Source organism: Streptomyces capillispiralis (assembly GCF_007829875.1).
Taxonomy (GTDB): Bacteria; Actinomycetota; Actinomycetes; order Streptomycetales; family Streptomycetaceae; genus Streptomyces; species Streptomyces capillispiralis.
This window is the reverse complement of the sequence record NZ_VIWV01000001.1, coordinates 4,953,858-4,979,058: the sequence shown is the minus strand read 5'-3', so window position 1 is coordinate 4,979,058 and position 25,201 is coordinate 4,953,858. Positions and strand designations below refer to the sequence as shown.

Here is a 25,201-nt window from a genome sequence, read left to right as displayed (position 1 = left end):
GGGCCGGCCCGCCGCGCGGGGGCCGGCCGGGGCTCAGGGCGTCAGGTGGCCCTGGTCGTTCCAGGTCTCGATCGCCGGTTCCCCGTAGGCCCAGCCCAGGACCGACAGGGAGGTCGGGTTGAGGCGGACGCGGGCGGCGAAGTCGAGGGGCAGGCCCAGCCAGCGGGCGCCGATGGAGCGCAGGATGTGCCCGTGCGCGAAGACCAGCACGTCCCGGTCGGCGGAGCGGGCCCAGTCCACGACCTCGTCCGCGCGGGCCGTCATCGCGTCCAGGCTCTCGCCGCCGGGGACGCCGTCGCGCCAGATCAGCCAGCCGGGGCGGGCCGCCTGTATCTCGGCCGGGGTCATGCCCTCGTAGTCCCCGTAGTCCCACTCCATGAGCGTGTCCCAGGGCTGCGCGCGCTCGCCGAAGCCGGCGAGTTCGCAGGTCTCCCGCGCGCGGGAGAGCGGGCTGGTGCGCACCTCGACACCGGACAGCCCGTCGTACGGCGCCCGGTGCAGGCGCTCGCCGAGCAGCTTGGCACCCCGCCGGCCCTCCTCCAGGAGCGGTACGTCGGTCCTGCCGGTGTGCTTGCCGGACAGCGACCACTGCGTCTGTCCGTGCCGTGCCAGCAGGATGCGCGGTGCCATGGGAGACCTCTCGGGTGAAATTCGCAGGCGTAACTTCCCCATCATCGCGCACCCTCATAGCGGGCAACCCGCGGGGCGATCTCCGCGTCTATCAGGGCCGAGGGCGTCTCGCGGGGGGACGCGCACACCGTAAAGTGGCTCGCCGCCGACGGAGCGCCGCGCGAGGACACACAGGGGGAGCGATCGGATGCCGCACACCGAGACACCGGGCACCGGGACGGCCCGGCTGCGCTGGTGGTCCGAGCTGCCGATCATCCTCGTGGTGTACGCCTGCTACTCGGCGGGCCGGCTGATCGTCCGGGGCGACGTCTCCGACGCCGTGGACCACGGGCTGGCGATCCTGCGCATCGAGAAGACGCTGTACCTCAACGCCGAGCATCCGCTGAACCGTCTCTTCACCCGGGAACCGTGGCTCGGCATACCCGCCGACTTCTGGTACGCCTCGCTGCACTACCTGCTGACCCCGGCGCTCCTCGTCTGGCTGTTCCGCTCCCACGCGGCGCACTACCGCGCCGCTCGCACCTGGCTGATGACGTCCACCTTCATCGGCCTGATCGGCTTCTCGCTGCTGCCCACCTGCCCGCCCCGGCTGCTCGACGCGGGCCACGGCTTCGTCGACACCATGGCGCACTACAGCTCGTACGGCTGGTGGGGCGGCGAGGCGAGCGCCCCGCGCGGGCTCGGCGGCATGACCAACCAGTACGCGGCGATGCCGAGCCTGCACGTCGGCTGGGCGCTGTGGTGCGGGGTGATCCTGTGGCGGTACGGGCGCACCCGCTGGACCCGCGCGGCCGCCGTCGGCTATCCGCTGATCACCACGATCGTGGTGATGGGCACCGCGAACCACTACTTCCTCGACGCCGCCGCGGGCGCCGCCGTGATGGGCGCCGGCTTCCTGCTGGCCCCGGTCGTGACGCGGTACGCGGACCGGGCGAGGGCCCGGCTGCTGCCCCGCACCGCGCCGGTCGCGGCGGACTCGGCCGACTCGCGTTCCCCGATTGTCAGTGCCGGATGCCAGACTTCCGCGGGTGAGCGATTTCCACGGCAGCGGCACCCCGAGTCGCGGTACCGGTCAGGGACCGAACCGGGTGCCTCCCCCTCGGACGCGGGAGAAGGCGCTCCGGCACCGGCTCGCTGAGCTGCGCGGCCCGGAGGTCCCGGCGAAGGCGCTGGACGCGCGCGCCCTGGCCGCCCTCGCCGCCAACCCGGGCTGCAGACGGCGCGCGATCCTCGACGGCGCCGGGGTGGACAAGGCGGCGCTGGCGAGCGCGCTGGGCTCGCCGTCGGCCTTCGGCCAGTCCCAGTTCGCGTTCGTGCGGGGCAACGCGTTCGAGGCGAAGGTCAAGGCGGACGGCGGTACGGAGCTGCTGCGGCTGGCCCACGAGAAGCTGGACCGCGCGGCCGAACCGCCCGCCGCCGCGCGGGTGCCCGATCTCACCGCGCAGGGCCCCGAGGGCCGCACCGCGCGCACCGAACTGGCGCTGCGCGAGGCCACGGAGGCGGCCGCCGCCGCCCCGGGCACCTGGACGCTGCTCGACCACCCGATGCTCGCGCTCGACGTGGCGGGCTCCCCGGCGTTCCTGGAGCCGGACGCGGTGGTGGTGCACCCGGACGGCAGCTGGACGGTCGTGGAGATCAAGTCGTTCCCGATGCTGGACGGCGCCGCGGACCCGGCGAAGGTCGGCGCCGCGGCCCGCCAGGCGGCGGTGTACGTGCTGGCCCTGGAGCGGGCCGCCGCGCGGCTGGACCCGGCCCCGCGGGTACGGCACCGGATCCTGCTGGTGTGCCCCAAGGACTTCTCCAACCTGCCCACCGCGTCCGCCGTGGACGTGCGCAAGCAGCGCGCGGTGACCGCCCGCCAGCTGGACCGGCTCACCCGCATCGAGGAGATCGCCGACACGCTTCCCGAGGGCGCCTGCTTCTCGCCGGAGCTGCCCGCCGACCGTCTGACGGCGGCCGTGGAGTCGGTCCCGGCGACGTACGCGCCGGAGTGCCTGTCGGCGTGCGAGCTGGCGTTCCACTGCCGGGACCGCTCCCGCGCGGAGGGCGCGGTGACCCGGCTGGGCCGTCCGGTCCGCGCGGAGCTGGGCGCCCTGACCACGGTCGAGGACGTGCTCGCGGCGGCCCGCGGGGAGGCCGGGGACCCCGACGACCCGGCGGTGGCGGCGCTGCGCAGGGCGGCCGCCCTGCGCGCGGAGGCGCTGGCGGGCGCCGCCGCGCGGGAGGTGGCCCCTTGTCGCTGATCGCCACCCTCGCCCGCCTCGAGGCGGTCAGCACCGGCCGCGCCCAGCCCGCCGCCACCGTCCGGCACCGCCATCTGTCCGGGCGGCCCCTGGTGTTCGTGCCGCTCACCACCGCCGGTGAGGCGGGCGCCCCGCTGGGCGCGCTGGTGGGCACCGACCGGGACGCGCCGCGGCTGCTGGCCGTGCCGCAGCCGCGCGACCGCGACCTGCGGTTCGCGTTCCTGTCCGAACTGGCCGACGTGGTCCTGCCGTACGTCGACGGCTTCGCCGGTGCCGTGGAGGCCGCCGAGCGTGCGGAGACCGACCCGGAGACCGGCAAGCGGGTCAAGGTCGAGGTCGAGCTGTGCGCGGACGCGCCCCAGCTGATCGTGCCGTCCCGGGCCGGCATCGACCTGGTGCGGCTGCTGGGGCGCTCCATGCGGTTCCGGCGCACGGCGGAGCAGGACCCGGAGGCCCCGTTCCCTGCGCCGCCGCGGGTGCCGCTGCTCGGGCGGTGGCTGACGCACTTCGGGGAGCGGGCCCGGGTGCCCGGCTCCTCGCTGCTGCTGGCGATGACGGACGTCCTGTCCCGGCACTGGGCGACCGGGCAGTCCACGCTGGAGGACCAGCACCTGGGGGCGCTGCTCGCCTGGATCGACCCGCCCGAGGGGCGTTCGGGGGCGGAGGCCGCTCAGGAGGCCGAGCTGGCGCGGGACGACGACGGCCAGTTGGTGTGCCCGCCCGCGGGCCCGGCGACCGACCCGGCGTTCGACAACAGGCTGCTGGCCCCGGCGATCGAGCGCTACGACCGGGCCCGCACCGCGCTGGCCGCCGCGGAGGACGGCCTGGAGGCCGACGAGCGCCTCGGCGCGCTGACCGCGGCCGAGCGGGAGATCCGCGCGCTGGTGGAGAGCCGTACCCGGCCGGCCTGGGACGCGGTGTGGCGGGGGCTCGACCTGCTGCGGGAGCTGCCGGAGGGCGCGCGGGTCGAGGAGCGGTGGACGCGCGACCGCTGGTCGTTCACCGGTCACCGGGACCGGGTGCTGGCCGGTGAGCCGCCGCAGCCGCGCCGCGACGACGCGGTCACCGCGGCGAACAAGCTCGCCGTGCGCGAGCGGGAGCAGGCCCGGCTGGAGGCGCAGGAGGCGCTGGACGACCCGCTGGTGATGGCGGGCCGGCGGCTGGCCGGGGAGGCGTTCGCGGGGGAGGTGGTCGACGTGGTGATGGCGTACAGCGAGAGCAAGCGGCCCAGCCCGCGCCCGCTGGTCACCGTCCGCACGGACGACAGTCCGCACCTGGGCGAGCGGGCCAGGGCGTACCGCTCGCTGGGCGGGAAGCCGCAGACGGTGGAGTTCGTGGGCCACGAGGAGGGTCCGGAGGGCGGTCTCCTCGTGCTGCGCGTCCTGGACAGGATGGGCCGGGGCAAGGAGCCGGAGGCGGGCTCGGTCCCGGAGAAGGGCGACCGCCTGTGCTTCACGCTGTTCGAGCACGAACCGCGCGGCGGGGCGAAGCTGCCCGACCCGGAGGAGACCCCGTGGACCCATGGCGGTCCGCCCGGTGAGGCCGTACCGGAGGCCGCGGACCCGGTGACCGAGGAGGACGTGCTGTGACCGCCCCTGCCGAAGCGGCCGTGTTCGATCCCGGGGCGGCGGCCGGGCGCGCCACCGACGCGATCCTGAGGGACACGCTGCGCGGCGCCGCGCGCGGTGTCGTCGTCGACTCCCCGCCCGGCGCCGGCAAGTCCACGCTGGTGGTGCGGGCGGCCCTGGAACTGGCGGAGGCGGGCCGTCCGCTGATGGTCGTGGCGCAGACCAACGCACAGGTCGACGACCTGGTGCTGCGGCTCGCGGAGAAGAACCCCGACCTGCCGGTGGGCCGGCTGCACAGCAACGACACCGACCCCTACGACAAGGCCCTCGACGCGCTGGACAACGTCCGCAAGTCGGCGAAGGCCGCCGATCTCGCCGGACTCGGCGTGGTCCTCTCGACGGCCGCGAAGTGGGCGCACGTCAAGGGCGTCGAGCCGTGGGAGCACGCGATCGTGGACGAGGCATACCAGATGCGCTCGGACGCCCTGCTCGCCGTGGCGAACCTGTTCGAGCGGGCGCTGTTCGTGGGCGACCCTGGGCAGCTGGACCCGTTCTCCATCGTGGGCAGCGAGCAGTGGGCGGGCCTGTCGTACGACCCGTCGGCGTCCGCGGTGACCACGCTGCTCGCCCACAATCCCGGGCTGCCGCAGCACCGGCTGCCGGTGTCGTGGCGGCTCCCGGCGTCGGCGGCGCCCCTGGTGTCGGACGCCTTCTACCCGTACACGCCGTTCCGCAGCGGCACCGGTCACGGCGACCGGCGGCTCGCGCTGGGGGTCGCGTCGGACGGTTCGGGCCCGGACCGGGTCATCGACGAGGCGGCCGAGTCCGGCTGGGGCCTGCTGGAGCTGCCCGCCCGGCACACCCCGCGCACGGACCCGGAGGCGGTGCGGGCGGTGGCGCTGGTGGTGCGGCGCCTGCTGGACCGGGGCGGCGCGGCCGTCTCCGAACGCTCACCGGACCCGGTCCCGCTGACCGCCGACCGGATCGCCGTCGGCACCGCGCACCGCGACCAGGCGGCGGCGGTGCGGGCGGCGCTCGCGGAGCTGGGCGTGGCGGACGTCACCGTCGACACGGCGAACCGGCTCCAGGGCCGCGAGTACGACGTCACGGTCGTCCTGCACCCGCTCTCCGGCCGCCCCGACGCCACCGCCTTCCACCTGGAGACGGGCCGCCTGTGCGTGCTCGCCTCCCGGCACCGGCACGCGTGCATCGTGGTGTGCCGCGCGGGGGTGGGGGACCTGCTGGACGACTATCCGTCCACGGAACCGGTCCAGCTGGGCACGCTGGTGAAGTTCCCGGACGGCTGGGAGGCGAACCACGCGGTGCTGGCCCACCTGGCGGAACACCGGGTGGCCTGGCGGCCCTGACACCCCGTGCGGCTGCCGGCCGGCGACGCCAGTAGGGTGCCCGCCATGTCCGTGAACCTTCGCATCGAGCTGGACGTCCGGGGACTCGTCTCCCGTGAGCAGGCCGAGGAGGTGCGGCGAGCGGTCCACGGGGTGATCCGTGACGAGCGCATCGACGACGAGGTGACCCTGTCGCTGCTGGAGCGCGACGGGGAGCACATGGTGCTGGGGCGTACGGGTCACTACCCGGTCGTCGTCTCGGGTGTCCGGCACTGGGAGCCGGCGTTCGAGCGGGGGCTGGAGGTGGCCGTGCGGGAGGTGGCGCCGGAGGCCGCCGTCCGGTTGTTCTGCGTCGACGTCGACCTGGAGCGGGCCATCGAGGCGGGCACGGTCTGAGCCCGCCGCGTGCGGGCCGCTCCTCCGCGTCCGCCGCCCGTCGGCCCCCCGCGCGCGTCCCTGCCGGAATAAACGGGGACTGCCTCCTGTTAAGAGGGACCGCACCCGTCACGCACTTACAGGAGGCACCCCACCGTGGCCGCAGACGAGATCCGGGGCACAGCCGACGGCACCGCCCCCGTGCCCCTCTCCGTCCTGGACCTGGTCACCGTGGGGGCCGGGCGCACCGCCTCCGACGCGCTGCGGACCAGCGTGGACATCGCGCGCCTCGCCGAGTCCCGCGGTTACCACCGCTACTGGGTCGCCGAGCACCACTCCATGCCGGGCGTGGCCTCCTCCTCGCCCGCCGTGATCCTGGCGTACCTCGCCGCCCACACCGAGCGCATCCGCCTGGGCTCCGGCGGTGTGATGCTGCCCAACCACGCGCCGCTGGTCATCGCCGAGCAGTTCGGCACCCTGGAGGCCATGGCCCCGGGCCGGGTCGACCTCGGTCTCGGCCGCGCGCCCGGCACCGACGGGGCCACGGCGGCCGCCCTGCGCCGCACCGACCGGCTGAACGAGGGCGCCGACGACTTCCCCCAGCAGCTCGCCGAGCTGACCCGCTTCCTGGACGACGACTTCCCCGACGGGCACCCCTACCGGCGGATCCACGCCGTGCCGGGCCCGGTGCAGGCGACGTCGCCGGGCGGCGTGCAGTCCCCGCACCGCCCGCCGCTCTGGCTGCTCGGCTCGTCCGGCTTCAGCGCCCGGCTGGCCGGCATGCTCGGGCTGCCCTTCGCCTTCGCCCACCACTTCTCGGCGCAGAACACCGTCCCCGCGCTGGACCTCTACCGCGAGACGTTCCGGCCGAGCGAGGTGCTGGACGCGCCCTACGCCCTGATCGGTGTCTCGGCGCTCGCGGCGGACGACGAGAAGGAGGCCCGCCGCCAGGTGCTCGCCGCGGCGCTGAGCATGGTGCGGCTGCGCACCGGCCGTCCGGGGCTCGTGCCCACGCCCGAGGAGGCGGAGGCGTACGACTTCAGCCCGATGGAGCGGGAGTTCGTCGACTCCTGGAACGCCAACGTCATCCACGGCACCGCGGACGAGGTCCGCGCCGGCCTGGACGATCTGCACAAGCGCACCGGCGCCGACGAGCTGATGCTCACCGCCAACGCGCACGGCGGTGACGTACGCCTGCGCTCCTACGAACTGGTCGCGGACGCCTACGGTTTGCCGACGCCCGCCTGAAGGCCGGGGGTGCCCAGCAGTTCGGAGATGCGGTCCGGCGACACCGGGCGGGAGTACAGCCAGCCCTGACCGGTGTCGCACCCGATCCGGCGCAGCCGGGTGGCCTGCGCCGAGGTCTCCACGCACTCCGCGGTGACCGTGAGGCCGAGCCGGTGGGCGAGCTGCACCATCGCCTCGACGATGACCTCGTCGGCCGGGCTCGGCCGGGCGGCGCGGTCCTCGATCTGGAAGCCGCGCACGAAGGAGCCGTCGAGCTTCAGCACCGACACGGGCAGCCGGCTGAGGTAGGCCAGGTTGGAGTAGCCGGTGCCGAAGTCGTCGATGGCGATGCGCACGCCCATGTCGCTGAGCGCCTTCAGGGTCTCGATCGGCCGCCCGGAGGAGCCCATCACCGCCGACTCGGTCAGCTCCAGCTGGAGCAGGTGGGGCGGCAGGCCGGTCTCCGCGAGGGTCTCGGCGACGTCCGCCACCAGGTCGGAGTCCCACACCTGACGGACCGCCACGTTGACGCTGACGAAGATCGGCGGCTCGTCGGGGTGCTCCGTCTGCCAGTCGCGGGCCTGCCGGCAGGCGGTGCGCAGCACCCAGCGGCCGAGCGGCACGATCGAGCCGTCCTCCTCGGCCAGTGAGATGAACCGATTCGGCGTCAACGTGCCGAATTTCGGGTGGTGCCAGCGGATCAGGGCCTCCACGCCGTGCACCCGGTCGTCCTCCATGCCCACCAGCGGCTGGTACTCCAGCGCGAACTCGCCCCGGTCGATGGCGGGGCGGAGCGTGGAGGCGAGGGCCTGGCGGGTCACCCGGTGGGCGTTGCGCTCGGGGTCGAACAGGGTCCAGCGGGCCTTGCCGTCGGCCTTCGCCCAGTACAGCGTGGTGTCGGCGGCCTGCATCAGCGCGGTCGGCGTGGTCCCGGCGGCGTGCCGCTCGACCACCCCGATCGACGCGGAGACGGACAGCCGCCGGCCGGAGAGGTCGAAGGGGGCCTGGATCGCCTCGAGCAGCGACTCGGCGAGGTCGGCGAGCTGTTCGGTGCCGGTGGAGTCCTCGACCAGCAGCGCGAACTCGTCCCCGCCGAGCCGGGCGACCAGCGGGGTGCCCGCCCTGGTCCGGCCCGCCTCCTGGGCGCAGCGGGTGAGCCGGTCGGCGACGGCGGCCAGCAGCCGGTCGCCGACGCGGTGGCCGAGGGTGTCGTTGACGGCCTTGAAGCCGTCCAGGTCGAGGTAGCACAGCCCGATCCGGCCGGTGCCGCTCTCCTCGTACGACTCCGCCTCCAGCGCCGCCGTCAGCCGTTCGAAGAACAGGGTGCGGTTGGGCAGCCGGGTGACCGGGTCGTGCATCCGCAGGTGGCGCAGCTGGGCCTGGAGTTCGCGGTGGTCGCCGATGTCGGCGACCGACAGCAGCACGCCCCCGTCGCGGTCGGGCAGCGGGGTGACGGTCACCCGCACCCACAGGGCGTGTCCCTCGGGGTGCTTCAGCCGGCGGGTGCAGCGCAGTCTGGCCCGCTGTCCGCGCAGCAGTTCCCGGTAGGCGTGCCAGGTGCGGGCGTCGCTGGAGAGGTCCACCAGGTCGGCGGCGACGGCACCGGTGAGGGTGTCCGGGTCGCGGCCCAGCAGGGTGGCGAGGGCGGCGTTGGCGCCGGTCACCATGCCCTCGCGGTCGACCACGGCCATGGCGTGCGGCGCGGCCGTGAAGACCGAGCGGTACGGCGGGGGCGCGGCGGACTCGGGGGGCTCGGGGGGCGGTGGTTCGGTACCGGGAGACGTGATGATCTCACTCTCTGTGACGACCGACCGGTCGAGTTCCGTTGCGGGCGCCGGCCCTTCGGACGTTCCGCTCACCGCTCGCTCCCGCAGTGCCCTCGATCTGTTCGTGCAGGGAAGTCTCAGGAAAGTGTGCCGATCATAGAGGCCCGTGTCCGGGCCTTCCAGCCACTGTCCAGTGTCCAGGACCGGCCCGCATCCCCGCCAGATCGTTTCTGCTCAAGGGTGGACGGCTTCTTCAGCCCCACGACCGGTTGTGACGTTCCGTGAGTGAACGGGGTGTCGGCCCCGCTCGAATGTCCGCTCTTCTCACTCGTCCGACGCAACCGAACAGGGCGTAGTACGACAAGTCATCACAATCTGGGTGCGGTGTCCCGTGAACCGTCTCCCGGAGGTCCCCGTGCCGCGTCAGCTCACCCCGGGACGACTCGGCCGTGAGACTCCGCGCGGACGGCTGGGCCGATCGGGTGTACGGCCCCGGCTGCGCAGTACGGCGGCGATGTGCACCACCATGTCGGCGCTCGCGGCGACCTCGCTGGTGAGCGTCCCCTCCGTCGCCGAGCCCTTCTCCGCCGCGCCCTGCGCCCTCACCCGCACCGACGCCCACCACTCCGAGGGCCTGGACACCTGGAACGCCGCCTACCCCCGCCCGGCCGGCCGGCTCGACGCGGTGATGGTGTTCCTGTCCTTCCCCGACTCGCACCCCCTGACCACGCCCGGCGAACTCGTCGCCGACCACTTCCCGGCCACCAGCCGCTTCTTCCAGCGGGCCTCCTACGGCCGGTTCACCCTGCGCCCGCACGCCCTGCGGCAGTGGATCCGCATGCCGCGCCCCTCCACCGCGTACGCCATACAGCGCGACTGGACCGTCGCCCACCGCGCGGCCTATCTGCGCGACGCGCTCGCCGCGGCCGACCCGCACGTGGACTTCTCGCGCCACGACGTCGTCTACTTCGTCGCCGACCCGGACGCGCCGGGCGTGGACTCCGACGCCACGAAGGTCGTCAACCTGGACCGTCCGCTGCGCGCCGACGGCACGGACATCCGCCGGGTCGTCACCGTGTTCGAGAACCACCCCCCGGACCGGCTGGTCCTCGCCCACGAGACCGGCCACGTCTTCGACCTGCCCGACCTCTACCACCGGCCCGTGGACGGCAAGGGGGACTGGGACACCCATGTCGGGGACTGGGACCTGATGGGCAGCCAGTTCGCGCTCGCCCCCGACCTGTTCGGCTGGCACAAGTGGAAGCTGGGCTGGCTGGAACCGCGGCAGGTGCGGTGCGTGCAGGACGCGGGGCCGGCGCGGCTGACCCTGGAGCCGCTGGGGGCGGGGCCGGGGACCCCGGTGACGGGTGCGGCCGGGGCGCCGTCCTTCGGGCTGGGGCGCGGAACCAAGCTGGCGGTCGTGCGCACCGGCCCGGACAGCGTGCTCGCCTTCGAGGCGCGCGGCCAGGTCGGCGTCGACGCGGCGGCCTGCCGGCAGGGGGTGCTGGTCTACCGGGTGAGCAGCGGCACCCGGTCCGGGCGCGGCCCCGTCGAGGTCGTCGACGCCCATCCGCGCTCCGCGGCCTGCTGGGAGGACTCGGTCTACCCGCCGCTCGCCGACGCGCCGGTCGCCCTGGGCGAGAGCTTCACCGTGCCGGGGGAGTCCGTACGGGTGGAGGTGGAGGGACGCACGGCGTCGGGGGCCTGGACGGTGAAGATCAGCACGGGGTAGGCGGGCGGACGGGGCGGACGCGGAGAAGGCCCCCCGCTCGCGCGAGGGGCCTTCTGCGTGTCGTGCGCCGCCAGGGACTCGAACCCCGGACCCGCTGATTAAGAGTCAGCTGCTCTAACCAACTGAGCTAGCGGCGCCTGCTGACGTCGTAGACATTAGCACCACGATCGGCGGGAGGAAAAATCGATATCCGCACGGCCTCGCGGGCCGCCCGCACCGCCGCCCAGAGCAGTACCTCGGGGCCCGGCAGCCAGGGGTGACGGGTGTCGGGGGCGACGAGCCAGCGGGCGGCGGGGGCGGCCTCGCCGGCGCGCGCCCGGGCGACGGGGGCGGGGACCGTGACCGCGTCGCCGGTGCCGTGGCACAGCAGCGGCGGGACCGCGCCGGTGCGGCCGGTCCGCCCGGGGTCCTGGCCGTGCGCCGACCACTCCTCCCACTCCATCAGCACCGGGAGCCGCTGCGCGGTGCCCGGAGCGGCGAAGAGCAGCATGCGGCCGCGGAACTCCGCCACCGGCCCGGAGCCCGGCCCCTCCTCCCACATCCGGTCCAGCATCCGGCGCCCGAAGATCGCGGGCACGCTCACCACGTCGAAGACCGTGCCGCAGGGCAGGACGACCGGGGCGTGCGGGCGCTCCTCCCCGTGCGCGAGCGTGCCACGCGGACAGGTTCCGGCCGAGGCGAGCCAGGCGGCGCCGTCCGGGGTGACGTCACCGACGTCGGAGGCATTCCGTGTGCTGCTCATGACGGACAGGTCTACCCGCCGTGAGGGAACGATTCCGCAGAGTTGCGCGAACCGGGGACACGGGGGCGGCGAGGGAGGTATCTTGCCCACCCGGCATATGCCACACCTGTTCGGCCCGGGTGGGCGCCCGGCTCACGTCCGTGTTTCTCCCCCGGCGGGCGCCCGGCTCACCCCGGGTCGGCGTGGTCGCGGCCCTCGCCTCCGCGCATCAGGTCCCGCCCGAACTCGACCATCTTCTTCGCGTAGTCCTCGGTCCATTCGGCGCGCTCGGCGATGTCCGCCGGCGTCAGCCGGTCGAAGCGCCGGGGGTCGGCCAGCTGGGCCGCCGCCAGCGCCTGGAACTCCGTCGCCCGGTCCGCCGCGGCACGGAACGCGAGCGTCAGCTCGGTCGCCCGCTCCAGCAGCGCACGGGGATCCTCGATCGACTCCAGGTCGAAGAAGTGCTCGGGATCCGAGGCCGCCTCCGCGGGCTCGAACAGCAGGGGCGCGGGGCGTAGCCGCGGCTGCTCCTGGCGCGGCGTGTGCTCCGCCATGTGCGTCTCCTTCGCGTACGTCGCGGTCGGCCCCCCAGGGGGGTGGGCCACCGTCCATTGTCCCGCGCCCCCGCAAGAGGGCCTCCGGCCCGAGGCGGCGGGAGGCACGGAGAATCTGCGGTATGATCATCCTGCACGCTTCGGGGCGCACCCCCGACAGCGTCCACGCGTTGGTGGTCCAAGGAAAGACGCCCCGCTTCCTGCGGGGAAATGCAGGTGCAAGGCCTGCCCGGCGCTCGATCAGAACCCCGGCCCGCTCGTAGCGGGACCGGGGTTCTCCCGTTGTCGGCCTCAGACCTGGACGATCGGCTCCCGGGTGAACAGGGCGCCCAGCTCCGGGGCGTTCACCCGCCGGTCGGTCAGGCGCAGGCACTCCCAGGCCGTGACCTGGTTGGCGGTGAGCACCGGCTTGCCCAGCTCCTTCTCCAGGGCGGGGATGTGGGCGACCGTGTGCAGCGCCGTGTTCGGCAGCAGCAGGGCGTCGGCGTCGGGGGTGTCGGCCGCGCGGGCCAGCGCGAACAGCTCGTCCTCGCGCCAGCGGCCGACCTCCGCCGCCGTGACGCTCCCGGAGCCGCGCACCCCGGCCACCTCCACCCCGCCGGCCCGCAGGAACCCGGCGAAGAGCGCGGCCACGTCGTCCGGATAGGTCGCGCCGACGGCGACCCGCCGCGCCTCGATCTCGCGCAGCGCGTGCACGAAGGCGAAGGAGGTGGACGACGCGGGCATGCCCGCCGCCCGCGCCAGGTCGCGCACCTGCTCGTGCGCGCCGTCCCAGCCGTGCACGAAGCTGCCGCTGGTGCAGGCCCACACCACCGCCTCGGCGCCCGAGAGGCGCAGCTGCTGGAGGCCGGCCGCCAGCCGCTCGGGCGAGCCCATCTCCCGCAGCGCGTCCACCCGGTGCGCGTCCTCACCGATGTCGGTGTGCACCAGGTCCACCCGGATGTCGCTGCCCAGCAACTGCTCGATGCGCGGATAGTCGTCCTCGGCGGAGTGGCCCGGGTAGAGGAATCCCAGTGCGGTCATGTCCAGCCTTCCTGCTGCTTCTCTTCCGGCACTTCCGGCAGTACGGCGCCGGACGCGTGGCCCGGCAGTACGGCCCCGGACGTCTGGCCCGGCAGTACGGTCCCGGAGCGCGCCGACGCGTCGATCAGCGCCTGATACGGTCCCACCGCCCGGGTACCCAATCGGCGCAGCGCCGCCCACATGGTCACCTGGTTGGCCGAGATGACCGGTATGCGCAGTTCTGCCTCCAGCTGGGGGATCACGTCGTACGTCGGCAGGTCGGTGCGGGAGAGGAACAGCGCGTCCGCCGCGCCGAGCCGGCCGCGCACCGCCGCCCGCCTGGCCATGTCCACCACCTCGCGGTAGGTGACCTTCCAGATGTGCCGGGTCAGGTTCATGTACGCGCACCCGGTGACCGTGACCCCGGCCGACGCGACACAGCTCTCCAACACCCGCGTCACCGGCACGGTGTACGGCGTCACCAGCGCCACCCGGCGCCCGTCGAGCTCCACCAGCGCCTCCAGCAGCGCGCCCGACGTGGTGACGGCCGGGACCGCACCGGCCCGGCTCATCGCCTCGCACATCGCCCGCTCGCCGACGGTCCCGCCGACGAAGCTGCCCGACGCGCAGGCGTAGGCGACGACCTCGGGGGCGACCGCGGTGAGGGTGCGCACCGCGTCGCCGAGGGTCTCGTGCTCGCTGACGACACCGACACCGCGCTGCGGGCCCGGACCGCCGAGGAAGGAGACGTCCATGGCAGCACCGGCCTCACGCTGGGAGACGAGCACACAACGGATCGCGGGAACGCCCGTGTTGACGACGGTAGGTTCGGGTGCGAGCGTGGTCAATCCGCACATCTCGGACTCCCGTACTTCTTCCCCTCCCGGATCCGGCCCCGGCCGGAGGAACGGCGGCCCATGACCACCCCCACGCTCCTCGTGCTGGGCACCGACCCGCTCCCCCGCCTCGGCCGGCTCACCGGTCGCGTGCGGGTGGAACACGCGGACGCGTCGACGCTCGCCGCCCGGCTGCCGTCCGCGGACGTGCTGCTGGTGTGGGACTTCACCTCGCACGCGGTGCGCGAGGCGTGGCCCGGCGACGGCCCGCGCCCGCGGTGGGTGCACACGGCGAGCGCGGGCGTGGACCACCTGCTCTGCCCCGAACTGGCCGCCTCCGACACCGTGGTCACCAATGCGCGCGGCGTCTTCGACCAGCCGATCGCCGAGTACGTCGCGGCCCTCGTCCTCGCCTTCGCCAAGGACCTGCCGCGGACGCTGGAGCTCCAGCGGGAGCGGACCTGGCGGCACCGCGAGACGCGCAGGCTCGCCGGGACCCGTGCCTGCGTGGTCGGCTCCGGGCCGATCGGCCGGGCGGTCGCCGGCACCCTGGGGGCGCTCGGCGTCACCACCGCCCTGGTCGGCCGCGCCGCGCGCGACGGCGTGCACGGCCCCGAGGACCTGGACCGGCTGCTCGCCCGCGCGGACTGGGTGATCGCGGCGGCGCCGCTGACCGGGGCGACGCGCGGCATGTTCGACGCCCGCCGGTTCGCGGTGATGCAGCCGTCCGCGTACTTCGTCAACGTCGGCCGGGGGCAGCTGGTCGTGGAGGAGGCGCTGGCCGGGGCGGTGCGGGAGCGGGGGATCGCGGGGGCCGCGCTGGACGTCTTCGCCACCGAGCCGCTCGCGCCGGACAGCCCCCTCTGGCACCTCCCGGGGGTGGTCGTCTCCCCCCACATGAGCGGGGACACGGCCGGCTGGCGGGACGAACTCGGCGCCCAGTTCGTGGAGTTGTTCGAGCGGTGGGCGGCGGGCAGGCCGCTGGTGAACGTGGTCGACAAGCAGCGCGGGTATGTACCGGGTCACTGACGTTCCTGGGAGGCCGGATGTCCGAGCTCACCGAGCTGACCGCCGTACGACTGGTCGAGGGGTACCGCAGGGGTGAGTTCTCGCCCGTGGAGGTGACCCGGGCGGCGCTGGAGCGGGCCGAGGAGATCCAGCCGGAGGTGAACGCGTTCGTGCGGCTGCTCGCCGAGGACGCGCTGGAGCGGGCGGCCGCGTCCCGGGAGCGGTGGCGGCGCGGTGAGCCATGCGGGCTGCTGGACGGGGTGCCGGTCACGGTGAAGGACATCCTGCTGCTGCGCGGCGCCCCGACCCTGAAGGGCTCGCGGACCGTCGACCCGGCGGGCCCGTGGGAGGAGGACGCGCCCTCGGTGGCCCGGCTGCGGGAGCACGGCGCCGTGTTCCTCGGCAAGACGACGACCCCCGAGTTCGGCTGGAAGGGGGTGACGGACTCGCCGCTCACCGGCGTCACGCGCAACCCGCACGATCCGGGGCGCACGGCGGGCGGGTCCAGCGGGGGCGCGGCGGCGGCCGTGGCGCTGGGCGCGGGACCGCTGGCGCTCGGGACGGACGGCGGGGGCAGCGTGCGCATCCCGGCGGCGTTCTGCGGGATCTTCGCGCTGAAACCGACGTACGGGAGGGTGCCGCTGTATCCGGCGAGCGCGTTCGGCACGCTGGCGCACGTCGGTCCGATGACCCGGGACGCGGCGGACGCGGCGCTGCTGATGGAGGTGATCGGGGCGCCGGACTCCCGTGACTGGTCGGCGCTCGGACCGGCACCGGGCTCGTTCCGCGAGGGGTCGGCGGGCGGGGTGCGGGGGCTCCGGGTGGCGTACTCGTCGTCGCTGGGCGGGCAGGTGCGGGTGCGGCCCGGGGTCGCGGCCGCGGTGCGGCGGGCGGTGGAGCGGCTGGCCGGGCTCGGCGCCTACGTCGAGGAGGCCGACCCCGACTTCAGCGAGCCGGTGGAGGCCTTCCACACCCTGTGGTTCGCCGGTGCGGCCCGGGTGACCCAGCGCCTCCCCCGCGACCGGCGGGAGATGCTCGACCCCGGGCTGCGGGAGATCTGCGCGGCCGGTGCCCGGCTCTCGGCGCTGGACTACCTGGCCGCGGTGGACGTCCGGATGGACCTGGGCCGCCGGATGGGCCGTTTCCACGACACCTACGACCTGCTGGTCACCCCGACCCTGCCGATCACGGCGTTCGAGGCGGGCGCGGAGGTGCCGAAGGGGTCGGGCCACCGGCGCTGGACGGGCTGGACCCCGTTCACCTACCCCTTCAACATGACCCAGCAGCCCGCCGCGACGGTGCCCGTGGGCACCGACGCCGACGGGCTGCCCGTCGGCCTGCAACTGGTGGCCGCCCGGCACCGGGACGCGCTGGTCCTGCGGGCGGCGCACGCGCTGTACGAGGCGGGGGTGGGCGCGGGCGTCACGCGCGCCGGAAGCTGAGGCTCTCCCCCGCCGCCCCCGTGCGCCACAGGTCGGTGCAGCCCTCCGCCATGGCGTCGGGGCCCTCCGCCACCTGACCCCAGACGATGCCGGGGACCCAGCCGACGTCGCCGTTGAGGAGGAGGTTGTTGCGCTCGTAGAAGAGGGCCAGGTCCACGACGGTGGTGCCGGGGCGGACCTCGCGGTCGTGGCCATCGGCCCTGGCCTGAGATTTCCAGACGGTGTCGCAGGTGATCGGGGCCCGGTCGTCGGGGAGGCGGGCCGTGCAGGTGATGCCGCGTTTGACCAGGGAGATCTCGAGATATCGCTCTGCCATGTTCTCCATCGTCCCGCGCCGGTCACGACCGCCCGACCGCCGAACGGGACCGAATCTGGCCGGAATAACTCGCATCCGTTCGGGTAGCCGCGCCGCCATGGCTCCACCACTACAACCACTGAGACGACTCCGGGAGACCTCCGGACCCTCACGCCGGTCGCTGCTCGCGGGGGTCGCGGCGCTCGGCGCACTGGGGGCCGCGGGCTGTTCGCGGGTGCCCACCGCCTCCACCACGGACGGCGGTGACCTGCTGGACCGGCTCAAGGCGGCGGGCGTCGTCCGCCTGGGCATCGCCGGTGAGATCCCGTTCGGCTACATCGACAGGAACGGCGAGCTGACCGGGGAGGCGCCGGAGCTCGCGAAGGTCATCTTCAAGCGGCTGGGGGTGGACCGGGTGCAGCCCGTGCCCACCGAGTTCGGTTCCCTGATCCCGGGACTCAACTCCCAGCAGTTCGACGTCGTGGCCGCCGGGATGTACGTCAATCCCGAGCGCTGTGAGCAGGTCATCTTCTCCGACCCCGACTACCAGATGCTCGACTCGTTCATCGTGCGCAAGGGCAACCCGCTGGGGCTGCGCAGCTACGCGGACGTCGTCGAGAAGAAGGCGAGGTTCGCCACCGGCACCGGGTACGCGGAGATCGCGTACGCCGTCGAGGCCGGGTACGAGGAGGGCGACATGCTGATCGTCCCCGATCAGGTCGCCGGCCTGAACGCCGTCGAGGCCGGACGCGTCGACGTCTTCGCCGGGACCGCGCTCACCACCCGCGAGGTGGTGAAGAAGTCCGCGAAGGCCGAGGTCACGGAGCCCTTCAAGCCGATCGTCGACGGCAAGCCGCACGTCGACGGCGGCGCCTTCGCCTTCCGGCCGACCGAGACCGGGCTGCGGGACGCCTTCAACGTCGAGCTGCACAAGCTCAAGGAGAGCGGCGAGCTGCTCCGCATCCTCAAGCCCTTCGGTTTCACCGAGGACGAGATGACGGATCTGACCGCGAAGGAGTTGTGCGGCGGATGACATCGGGACTCTGGGAACTCGTACTGAACGGCGTCTGGGTCACGGTCCAGCTGCTCGTGCTCAGCGCGCTGCTGGCGACGGCGGTGTCGTTCGTGGTCGGTGTCGCGCGCACCCACCGGCTGTGGATCGTCCGCTTCCTGGCGGGCGTCTACACCGAGGTGTTCCGCGGCACCTCCGCGCTGGTGATGATCTTCTGGGTGTTCTTCGTGCTGCCCCCCGCCTTCGGCTGGCAGCTGGTGCCGCTGTGGGCGGGCACCCTGGCGCTCGGGCTGACCTACGGGGCGTACGGGTCGGAGATCGTGCGCGGCGCGCTCGCCGCGGTGGACCCGGCCCAGCGTGAGGGCGGTATCGCGCTCAGCTTCACCCCGTGGCAGCGGATGAAGCTGATCCTGCTGCCGCAGGCGGTGCCGGAGATGATCCCGCCGTTCTCCAACCTGCTGATCGAGCTGCTCAAGGGCACCGCCCTGGTGTCGATCATGGGCATGGGCGACCTGGCGTTCAGCGGCAACCTGGTGCGCCTGGCGTTGCAGGAGAGCGCGGAGATCTACACGTACATCCTGCTGATCTACTTCGTGATCGCCTTCCTGCTGACCCGGCTCATGCGCGGGCTGGAGAAGAAGCTGAAGGCCGGGGTCGGCAAGGCGTCCAGGAAGAAGAAGCCGGCCGCCGTGCGGGTGCCCGAGGGAAGTGGTGTCGCGTGACGTGGGAATGGAGCGCGGTCTCCGACTTCATGCCGCACTTCTGGGACGGGCTGATCGTCACCCTCCAGGCGCTCGTCCTCGGCTCGGTGATCTCGTTCGTCCTGGGCCTGGTGTGGGCGCTGCTGATGCGGGTGCCGACGCGCTGGGTGACCTGGCCGGTCGGCGCGGTGACGGAGTTCGTCCGCAACACCCCGCTGCTGGTGCAGCTGTTCTTCCTGTTCTACGTGCTGCCCGAGTGGGGCCTGACCTTCTCGGCCCTGACCACCGGCGTCTTCGCCATCGGGCTGCACTACTCGACGTACACCATGCAGGTCTACCGGGCCGGTATCGAGGCCGTGCCGGCGGGCCAGTGGGAGGCGGCGACGGCGCTGAACCTGCCGCTGCGCCGGACGTGGACCGCGGTGATCCTGCCGCAGGCCGTGCGCCGGGTGGTGCCCGCGCTCGGCAACTACGTCATCTCGATGCTGAAGGACACGCCGATGCTGATGGCGATCACCGTGCTGGAGATGCTCGGCGAGGCGCGGCTCTTCTCCCAGCAGCACTTCCAGTTCACCGAGCCCCTGACGGTGATCGGCTTCGCCTTCATCGTCATCTCCTACCTGGCCTCCCTTGCCCTGCGAGCCCTGGAGCGACGCCTTGTCCACTGAGATCCACCCCACCGACAGCAAGCCCGACCCGCGGCGGAGCACCGGCGAGCTGATCCGCCTGGAGCAGGTCACCAAGCGGTTCGGGGACCACACGGTCCTGGACCACCTGGACTTCTCCGTGGACGCCGGCAAGCACGTCACCCTGATCGGGCCGTCCGGTTCGGGCAAGACGACGATCCTGCGGCTGCTGATGACGCTGCTGAAGCCGGACGAGGGCACGATCACCGTCGACGGCGAGCAGCTGTTCCCGGCGCCCGAGAAGCAGGTCCGCGAGGTCCGCAAGAAGATCGGGATGGTGTTCCAGCAGTTCAACCTGTTCCCGAACATGACCGTGCTCAAGAACATCACCGAGGCCCCGGTCACCGTGCTCGGCATGTCCAAGGACGCCGCCGAGGAGCGGGCGCGGGAGCTGCTGGAGATGGTCGGGCTGACCGAGCACATCGGCAAGCACCCCTCGCAGCTGTCCGGCGGGCAGCAGCAGCGGGTGGCAATCGCGCGGGCGCTGGCGATGCGGCCGCAGGTGCTGCTGCTGGACGAGGTGACCTCGGCGCTCGACCCGGAGCTGGTCGCGGGCGTGCTGGACGTGCTGCGGGACATCGCCCGCTCCACCGACATCACCATGCTCTGCGTGACCCACGAGATGAACTTCGCCCGGGACATCTCCGACCAGGTGCTGATGTTCGACTCGGGCCGGATCATCGAGGCCGGTCCGCCGGAGAAGATCTTCAGCGAGCCGGAGCACGACCGCACGCGGGAGTTCCTCAGCGCGGTCCTGTGACCACGCGCCGTACGCGGGGAAACACCCGAGGTCCACGCCGTGGCTCATGCCTGCGGCATGTGCCAGAGGATCGCCGCCGCAGTTGAGGGGGGCCGCCGCCGCAGTCGAGGGGGCCGCAATCTGGTCAACACCCGCTTCCCGGGAGCCGTTTGACGGCTATCGTGGAGGGGATTCGCCGACCGGATTGCGGCCCCAGGTCCTGACGAGCGAGCGCAGGGGGAAACCGTGGCGCTGAGGCACGAGCCGACCGCGCCGTACCACTCGGTCCAGGACGCCCTGCGCGTCCTGGAGACGGTGGCGCGGCACACCACAGGAGTCACCGACACCGACATCGCCCGCGAGACCGGCCTGCGCACGGAGCGACTGACCACGCTCCTGCGGATGCTGCGCCGCGAGGCCTACGTCCAGCAGACCGCCGACGGCGCGTACGTCACCGGAGCGGCCTTCGCCCGCCTCGGATCCGCCGAGGGGCACCAGGAGGCGCTGCGCGAGAAGCTCCAGCACACCCTGGACCGGCTCCGCGACAGCGTCGGGGCCGCCGTCTACATCAGCCGGTACATCGACGGCGAGGTCCGGGTCACCCAGTACGCCGACAGCCCGGCCACCCCGAAGGTGAACGAGTGGGTGGACTTCCGCTGCTCGGCGCACGCCACCGCGGTCGGCAAGAGCCTGCTCACCCAGCTCGACCACAACGGCCGGCGCGACCACCTCGCCCGGCACCGGATGGCCCGGCTCACCTCGCGCACCATCACCAGCGACCGGCTGCTGCTCTCCCGGCTGGCGTCGCAGCCGCCGACCGTGCCGGTGCTGGACCTTCAGGAGTACGCCGTCGGCACGGTGTGCGCGGCCGTGCCGATCACGGCCGGTTCCTCGGTGGGCTGTCTGGCCCTGTCCCTGCCGGTCGAGCACGCCCACCGCCTGCGCCGGGCCGCGGACACCCTCAACCGCAGCGCGGCCCCGGTGCTGCTCTCGCTGACGATCTAGGGTCCGCGGGCGGTGGTCGGAAGCACCCCCGGGCACCGGGTAATATTTACTTCGTCGCCGCCCGCGAAAGCGGACGGCGGGAGTCATGCGCCGCTAGCTCAGTTGGTTAGAGCAGCTGACTCTTAATCAGCGGGTCCGGGGTTCGAGTCCCTGGCGGCGCACCTGGAAGGGCCTCTCGTGGGAGCGAGAGGCCCTTTGTCGTGCACGGACACCGGGATCACCGGTCCCGGGCCGGTCCTCAGAAGGTGACGTCCGAGCAGGCGTAGAACGCGTTGCCCGTGTCGTGGACCGTCCAGACCGCGAGGATCACGTGGTGTCCGCTGAGCCCGGTGGGCAGGCGGCCGCTGTGCGAGAGGGTCTGCGGCGGGCGCTGGCCGTTGTAGGGCACCGTGAGGAACGGGGTCAGGTTGAGGTCGGACCTGGCCAGGTTGTGGTTCTGGTTCCAGCCCGGCTTGGTGACGTAGTACTTGAAGTCCGTGGTGGCGTGCATGGCGGTGAACTGCCACCGGAAGGTGTAGTCCTGGCCGCCGGTCACCCGGGTGGTGGGCCAGTCCCCGCCCGACGGGGTCTTCGGGCTGTCGAGCTGGGCGAACGGCGCGTTGTTGGCCGAGCAGAGCCGGCCTTCGGCGGGACCGGAGGCGGGGAAGCCCTTCGGGCCCTCGACGCTCTGCGGCTCCCACTGGATGGAACCGCAGTTGGTCACCGTGCCGTTCTGGCAGAGCTTCTGCCGGCTGATCGGCAGATCGGTGTAGCCGTGGCCGCTGGCACCACCGGAGGAGAGCACGAGGGCTCCGGTCGTGGCCAGTCCCACCGCGGCTGCGTACATCTTGGTCCGTGTGCGCATGCTGCCGCTCCTGGAGAACGTGGGGGAGTTTCAGTGAGCCGTGCAGGTAGGTCTAGACCAAGTCCGAGATTATGGGCAGACATTGAGCATGTCCATACCAATCGCAGGACCTGTTCCCGGCTCGCGGGACCCGACCCCGGTGCCGGTCACGGACCCGGCTCCCCCCGCCCCGCGCAGAACGCCACCGTCAGGTCCTTCACCAGCGCCTTGCGTTCGTAGTCGTCCAGCTCCACCAGCCCGCGCACGGTCAGCCGGGTGACCGTGTCCTCCACCGAGTCGACGACCGAGCTGAGCACGCTCGCCCGGTGCTGGGCGTCCAGGGCGGCGATCCGGCGCCGGTGCATCGCGGCGGCCACCTCGGGCGCGTACTCCACCCGGACCGGCCGCACCGTGAACACCTCCACCCCCACCGGCGCGCAGTCCGCCGCCACCAGCCGGGTCAGCGCGTCCTGTGCCGCCTGCGTCGCGTCCCGCCCCGCACCCGGCGCGGTCATCGGCACCCGCAGCAGCGCCGCCTCCACACAGGCACGCAGATACCCCTCGTGATCCTCCACGCCCAGCGTCGCCCGCGCGGTGTCGCGCACCCGCCACACCACCAGCACCGCCACCCGCAGCGGCACCCCGCTGCGGTCGGCGGCCTGCATCGGCTCACCGCGCCAGTGCCGCAGCCGCACGTCGACCCGGCGGCGCAGGAGCAGTGGGTTCACCCACAGCAGCCCGGTCCGCCGCACGGTCCCCCGGTAGCGGCCGAACAGGCCGAGCACCCAGGCCCGCCCGGTCCGCCCCCGGGCCAGCCCGCCGAACCCGAACAGCCCGAGGGCCCCGGACCCCGCGTACGCGGCCCACTGCCCGGGGCCGAGCGCGCCCGCCCCGGCGCGCGCCGAGAGCCCGAGCGCCTCCGCGGCGAGCGGCGGCAGTGCGCCCGTCCACCACGAGGCGGCCAGACAGCCGACCGCCCCGCACATCCCGGCCAGCACCCCCACGGCACCGGGCAGCACCCGGGCGGGCCGCTCCACCAGGTCTGGATCGACCCGGGGGGCGGCGGGGCGGGGCCGCTCCCCGGCGTCCTGCCGCCCCGCACCCGGCCGGCGGGCGACGACGGCGGGGCGCAGCCGTACCGGCGCCGGCTGAGAGGCGTCGCGGAACAGCAGGTGGACGGGGATCTCGGTGGTGGACTCGGTGTGGATGAGCCGAACCGGCCGCCCGCCCGCCACGGCACCGTCCGGGGGCGCCGCGGGGGTGGGGGCGGGTCGGGTTACGGGCTCGTGTACGGGCTTGGGCTCGGGTACAAGCTTGGGCTCGGGAACGTGTCCGTGGTCGGGGGTGCCGGGGACGGCCGGGGTGTCAGGGACATCGGGAGTGTCGGGGATACCGGGGGTGTCGGGGATAGGGGACGTCGTGGTGGTCATGCGTGCCTCCAGCCTCCGCGCCAGATGCGTCACATCGGGGGGACGGGCGTCGGCGGATGCCTCGCGCCCGGGTGGGTCGTGCGGATCCGGTGGGCCGGGCGGGACCGACGGGTCCGTGCCCGGCCCGGGGCGGGTCAGGAGAAGAGGCGGCGCCAGGTCTCGGGGCCCGGGTAGCCGTCCGCCGCACCGCCGCGCCAGCCCTGGGCGCGCTGGAAGGCCTCCACGTTGCGGCGGTCCGCCTCGCCCCAGCGCGGCCCCGGCCCCGACGTGTAGGAGCGGCCGAACCCCTTCTCCACCAACTGCCTCCCCAGCCGGGTGACGTGCTCGTTGGAGGCGCCCGGGCGGAAGGACGCCCGCCCGGGATATCCCGGCACCCCGTGCGGGGAGGAGGCCCGGCCGGGCGGGCCGGAAGCGGAAGCTCCGGGAATGTCGCGGCCCTCCCCCATCACCAGCAGCTCCCAGGTCAGTGGCCCGGGCAGCCCGTCCGCGGCCGCCCCCCGCCATCCCTGCGCCTCCTGGAACGCCCGGGTCGCCCTGCGGTCCGCCTCCGTCCAGCGCGGACCCGGCGGGGCGGAGTAGAAACGCCCCGCACCGCGGCGGACCAGCATGCGGCCGAGTTCGGTGACGTACCTGTTGTGCGCGCCGGGGCCGAAATACGCCGTTCCGGGGAACGGCGTACGGGCCGGTCCGGCGGGTGCCCCGGCCGCGTCCGTCCCGGACCCCGCCGTACCGTCGCTCACGCCCTTGTAGCGGTACGGCACATAGCGCGCGGAGTTGCTCCAATAGGCGTACGGAGTGGTCGCCCGGCGGGTGTGCGGGCGCGTCTGCTCATAGGCCACGTAGTGGGAGCGCGCGGAGTTCGTCCAGCCGCCGAAAAGGACGACATGGGACCCGGCGTGCGGGTCGGACGCGTTGTGGAAGAGCAGCATGTCACCGGGCCGGAGTTCTTCCTTGGTGATTCTCTCCCCGTATTGCGCGAGGCTGCCGGTCCATTCGTTGCCCGGGAGATTCCAGGCCATCGACACATAGCCCGAACAGTCCTGCCGGTAACCGTCGGCCCAGTACGACGTGACCCGGTACGGGACCCTCTGGGTGACCCAGCTCAGGGCCCGCTCCATGATCTCCGCGCGGCTGGTCGAGGGCGCCCGCGCGGAGCTCGCGGGCGGGGCCGCCTGACCGCCGGGACCGTGCAGCGGGGCCTTCGCCCCCTGGGGCGTAGTAGGCCCCTCACCTGCGGGAACGTACGGGGCGGCCGGGTCCTGGGGGTGCGGGACCGCGGTGGCGGCGACCGCGTGGGACGGGGCCGCGGGGCCGCCGATCGCGGTGGCCGACGTCACGGCGGCCACGACGACGGCGGCCCGGTGCGCCGCCGGATGGCCCGGGAAACGGCCGGCCGGGGCGTGCGGCAGCACGCGCCGCCAGTGCGCGCAACCGGGGCAGTCGCAGTCGCCCGCCGGATCGAATTCCTCGAATACCGGAGACTCCATGCGATTCCCCTCACACTTCCGGTCCGTTCCGCCACGTCCGTGCACGACGGTCAGTTTCGCAACTGTGTTTCCGGCGCGCATGTTGACGGTCCGAATGATGTAAAGGCGGCGGACCCGGCCGGCGCCGCCCGGGTGCGGTGGACCGGCGTGGTCACGGGCAGCGTCCGGGGTCCTGTAGAGTTGCTCCGTCAGCGCGCGCCGCTAGCTCAGTTGGTTAGAGCAGCTGACTCTTAATCAGCGGGTCCGGGGTTCGAGTCCCTGGCGGCGCACCGACAGGACGGGCTCCTCGTGTCACACGAGGGGCCCGTCGGTTTTTGGCCGGATACCCCCTCGCGCCCGTTGAGCGCAATCCCCTCCCCGCACGTATGGAACTGTGGTCACACGGGTCCCCCTCGGCCGTCACAATGGGCGCGTATGACCGGTGCGCACCCCGTTTTCACACCTTGCGATCATGATGAACACGGGAGAACCTGGGTTCTTCAGGATGCCGCGGACACGCGGCCGTTGGGGGGCTAGGAACCGGTTGCCGCCGGGACGGGACGAGGGATCCCGTCCACGAGGCGATGCCGAGGG

Annotated in this window: 23 protein-coding genes, 3 tRNA genes and 1 pseudogene; 16 read left to right on the top strand and 11 right to left on the bottom strand. The window is 73.5% G+C overall.

All coding sequences use genetic code 11. The features are described from left to right. Positions 1-33 precede the first annotated feature (33 nt). Positions 34-630 (bottom strand): histidine phosphatase family protein, encoded by a 597-nt coding sequence (locus FHX78_RS21670; protein ID WP_145869083.1) that lies wholly within the window; start codon positions 628-630, stop codon positions 34-36. A gap of 187 nt (positions 631-817) precedes the next feature. Between FHX78_RS21670 and FHX78_RS21665 the strand changes: the two genes are divergently transcribed. The 6 genes from FHX78_RS21665 to FHX78_RS21640 all read left to right on the top strand — a co-directional run bounded on the left by FHX78_RS21665 (position 818) and on the right by FHX78_RS21640 (position 7,410). Next, the gene (locus FHX78_RS21665) at positions 818-1,768 is read left to right on the top strand and encodes a phosphatase PAP2 family protein (protein WP_145869082.1); all 951 of its coding nucleotides are present in this window, start codon (positions 818-820) and stop codon (positions 1,766-1,768) included. After that, entirely contained in the window at positions 1,719-2,873 is a 1,155-nt protein-coding gene (locus tag FHX78_RS21660; protein WP_145869081.1) for a hypothetical protein, read from the top strand. The genes FHX78_RS21665 and FHX78_RS21660 overlap by 50 nt, the downstream gene beginning before the upstream one ends. Further along, positions 2,864-4,462 (top strand): hypothetical protein, encoded by a 1,599-nt coding sequence (locus FHX78_RS21655; RefSeq protein WP_145869080.1) that lies wholly within the window; start codon positions 2,864-2,866, stop codon positions 4,460-4,462. The genes FHX78_RS21660 and FHX78_RS21655 overlap by 10 nt, the downstream gene beginning before the upstream one ends. Next, positions 4,459-5,808: an AAA family ATPase gene (locus FHX78_RS21650; protein ID WP_145869079.1), complete on the top strand. Its 1,350-nt coding sequence runs from the start codon at positions 4,459-4,461 to the stop codon at positions 5,806-5,808. Before FHX78_RS21655 ends, FHX78_RS21650 begins: the two co-directional genes overlap by 4 nt. Before the next feature lie 45 nt (positions 5,809-5,853). Next, positions 5,854-6,183 carry a hypothetical protein gene (locus tag FHX78_RS21645; protein ID WP_145869078.1) on the top strand — a complete coding sequence of 110 codons (330 nt, stop codon included), beginning with the start codon at positions 5,854-5,856 and terminating at the stop codon, positions 6,181-6,183. A gap of 135 nt (positions 6,184-6,318) precedes the next feature. After that, positions 6,319-7,410: an LLM class flavin-dependent oxidoreductase gene (locus FHX78_RS21640; RefSeq protein WP_145869077.1), complete on the top strand. Its 1,092-nt coding sequence runs from the start codon at positions 6,319-6,321 to the stop codon at positions 7,408-7,410. Here FHX78_RS21640 and FHX78_RS21635 read toward each other — a convergent pair. Continuing rightward, entirely contained in the window at positions 7,386-9,248 is a 1,863-nt protein-coding gene (locus FHX78_RS21635) for a putative bifunctional diguanylate cyclase/phosphodiesterase (protein WP_145869076.1), read from the bottom strand. The two genes, FHX78_RS21640 and FHX78_RS21635, sit on opposite strands and share 25 nt — an antisense overlap. A 421-nt stretch (positions 9,249-9,669) precedes the next feature. Between FHX78_RS21635 and FHX78_RS21630 the strand changes: the two genes are divergently transcribed. After that, positions 9,670-10,887, top strand: coding sequence for a M6 family metalloprotease domain-containing protein (locus FHX78_RS21630; RefSeq protein ID WP_145872095.1), 1,218 nt, complete (start codon positions 9,670-9,672; stop codon positions 10,885-10,887). A 63-nt stretch (positions 10,888-10,950) separates the two neighbouring features. On the opposite strand, the gene FHX78_RS21625 is transcribed toward FHX78_RS21630, so the two are convergent. From FHX78_RS21625 to FHX78_RS21605, 5 genes are all read right to left on the bottom strand, one after another. Next, positions 10,951-11,024 (bottom strand) — tRNA-Lys (locus FHX78_RS21625). Then, entirely contained in the window at positions 11,015-11,629 is a 615-nt protein-coding gene (locus FHX78_RS21620; RefSeq protein WP_145869075.1) for a hypothetical protein, read from the bottom strand. The genes FHX78_RS21625 and FHX78_RS21620 overlap by 10 nt, the downstream gene beginning before the upstream one ends. 167 nt (positions 11,630-11,796) lie before the next feature. After that, positions 11,797-12,162, bottom strand: a complete 366-nt coding sequence (locus tag FHX78_RS21615; protein WP_145869074.1) for a hypothetical protein — start codon at positions 12,160-12,162, stop codon at positions 11,797-11,799. A 291-nt stretch (positions 12,163-12,453) separates the two neighbouring features. Further along, positions 12,454-13,185 (bottom strand): maleate cis-trans isomerase family protein, encoded by a 732-nt coding sequence (locus FHX78_RS21610; RefSeq protein ID WP_145869073.1) that lies wholly within the window; start codon positions 13,183-13,185, stop codon positions 12,454-12,456. Then, entirely contained in the window at positions 13,182-13,919 is a 738-nt protein-coding gene (locus FHX78_RS21605; RefSeq protein WP_145872094.1) for a maleate cis-trans isomerase family protein, read from the bottom strand. The genes FHX78_RS21610 and FHX78_RS21605 overlap by 4 nt, the downstream gene beginning before the upstream one ends. Positions 13,920-14,081: 162 nt before the next feature. Here FHX78_RS21605 and FHX78_RS21600 point away from each other — a divergent pair, with 162 nt between their 5' ends. Both FHX78_RS21600 and FHX78_RS21595 read left to right on the top strand, forming a co-directional pair. Then, on the top strand, positions 14,082-15,029 hold the full coding sequence (locus FHX78_RS21600; protein ID WP_145869072.1) for a D-2-hydroxyacid dehydrogenase: 948 nt from the start codon (positions 14,082-14,084) through the stop codon (positions 15,027-15,029). A 17-nt stretch (positions 15,030-15,046) separates the two neighbouring features. Beyond that, positions 15,047-16,450 carry an amidase gene (locus tag FHX78_RS21595; protein ID WP_145869071.1) on the top strand — a complete coding sequence of 468 codons (1,404 nt, stop codon included), beginning with the start codon at positions 15,047-15,049 and terminating at the stop codon, positions 16,448-16,450. Here FHX78_RS21595 and FHX78_RS38185 read toward each other — a convergent pair. Beyond that, positions 16,431-16,643, bottom strand: a pseudogene (locus FHX78_RS38185) (DUF3830 family protein); the annotation flags it as partial. The gene FHX78_RS21595 and the pseudogene FHX78_RS38185 sit on opposite strands and share 20 nt — an antisense overlap. Positions 16,644-16,863: 220 nt before the next feature. On the opposite strand from FHX78_RS38185, the gene ehuB reads away from it, so the two are divergent. The 6 genes from ehuB (at position 16,864) to FHX78_RS21560 (ending at position 21,049) form a co-directional block, all read left to right on the top strand. Further along, the gene (gene ehuB, locus FHX78_RS21585) at positions 16,864-17,778 is read left to right on the top strand and encodes an ectoine/hydroxyectoine ABC transporter substrate-binding protein EhuB (protein WP_145869069.1); all 915 of its coding nucleotides are present in this window, start codon (positions 16,864-16,866) and stop codon (positions 17,776-17,778) included. After that, the gene (gene ehuC / locus FHX78_RS21580) at positions 17,775-18,479 is read left to right on the top strand and encodes an ectoine/hydroxyectoine ABC transporter permease subunit EhuC (RefSeq protein WP_145869068.1); all 705 of its coding nucleotides are present in this window, start codon (positions 17,775-17,777) and stop codon (positions 18,477-18,479) included. The genes ehuB and ehuC overlap by 4 nt, the downstream gene beginning before the upstream one ends. Then, positions 18,476-19,126 carry an ectoine/hydroxyectoine ABC transporter permease subunit EhuD gene (ehuD, locus tag FHX78_RS21575; protein WP_145869067.1) on the top strand — a complete coding sequence of 217 codons (651 nt, stop codon included), beginning with the start codon at positions 18,476-18,478 and terminating at the stop codon, positions 19,124-19,126. The genes ehuC and ehuD overlap by 4 nt, the downstream gene beginning before the upstream one ends. After that, positions 19,116-19,904: an ectoine/hydroxyectoine ABC transporter ATP-binding protein EhuA gene (ehuA, locus tag FHX78_RS21570; protein ID WP_145869066.1), complete on the top strand. Its 789-nt coding sequence runs from the start codon at positions 19,116-19,118 to the stop codon at positions 19,902-19,904. Before ehuD ends, ehuA begins: the two co-directional genes overlap by 11 nt. A gap of 225 nt (positions 19,905-20,129) precedes the next feature. Then, the gene (locus FHX78_RS21565) at positions 20,130-20,888 is read left to right on the top strand and encodes an IclR family transcriptional regulator (RefSeq protein ID WP_145869065.1); all 759 of its coding nucleotides are present in this window, start codon (positions 20,130-20,132) and stop codon (positions 20,886-20,888) included. A gap of 87 nt (positions 20,889-20,975) precedes the next feature. After that, a tRNA-Lys gene (locus FHX78_RS21560) sits at positions 20,976-21,049 on the top strand. Positions 21,050-21,126: 77 nt separating this feature from the next. Here FHX78_RS21560 and FHX78_RS21555 read toward each other — a convergent pair. The 3 genes from FHX78_RS21555 to FHX78_RS21545 all read right to left on the bottom strand — a co-directional run bounded on the left by FHX78_RS21555 (position 21,127) and on the right by FHX78_RS21545 (position 24,628). Beyond that, positions 21,127-21,732 carry a lytic polysaccharide monooxygenase auxiliary activity family 9 protein gene (locus FHX78_RS21555; RefSeq protein ID WP_145869064.1) on the bottom strand — a complete coding sequence of 202 codons (606 nt, stop codon included), beginning with the start codon at positions 21,730-21,732 and terminating at the stop codon, positions 21,127-21,129. A gap of 146 nt (positions 21,733-21,878) precedes the next feature. Continuing rightward, entirely contained in the window at positions 21,879-23,141 is a 1,263-nt protein-coding gene (locus FHX78_RS21550) for an SPFH domain-containing protein (protein ID WP_145869063.1), read from the bottom strand. Positions 23,142-23,275: 134 nt separating this feature from the next. Beyond that, positions 23,276-24,628, bottom strand: a complete 1,353-nt coding sequence (locus tag FHX78_RS21545) for a peptidoglycan-binding protein (protein ID WP_145869062.1) — start codon at positions 24,626-24,628, stop codon at positions 23,276-23,278. A gap of 195 nt (positions 24,629-24,823) precedes the next feature. On the opposite strand from FHX78_RS21545, the gene FHX78_RS21540 reads away from it, so the two are divergent. Next, positions 24,824-24,897 (top strand) — tRNA-Lys (locus FHX78_RS21540). Positions 24,898-25,201 lie beyond the last annotated feature (304 nt).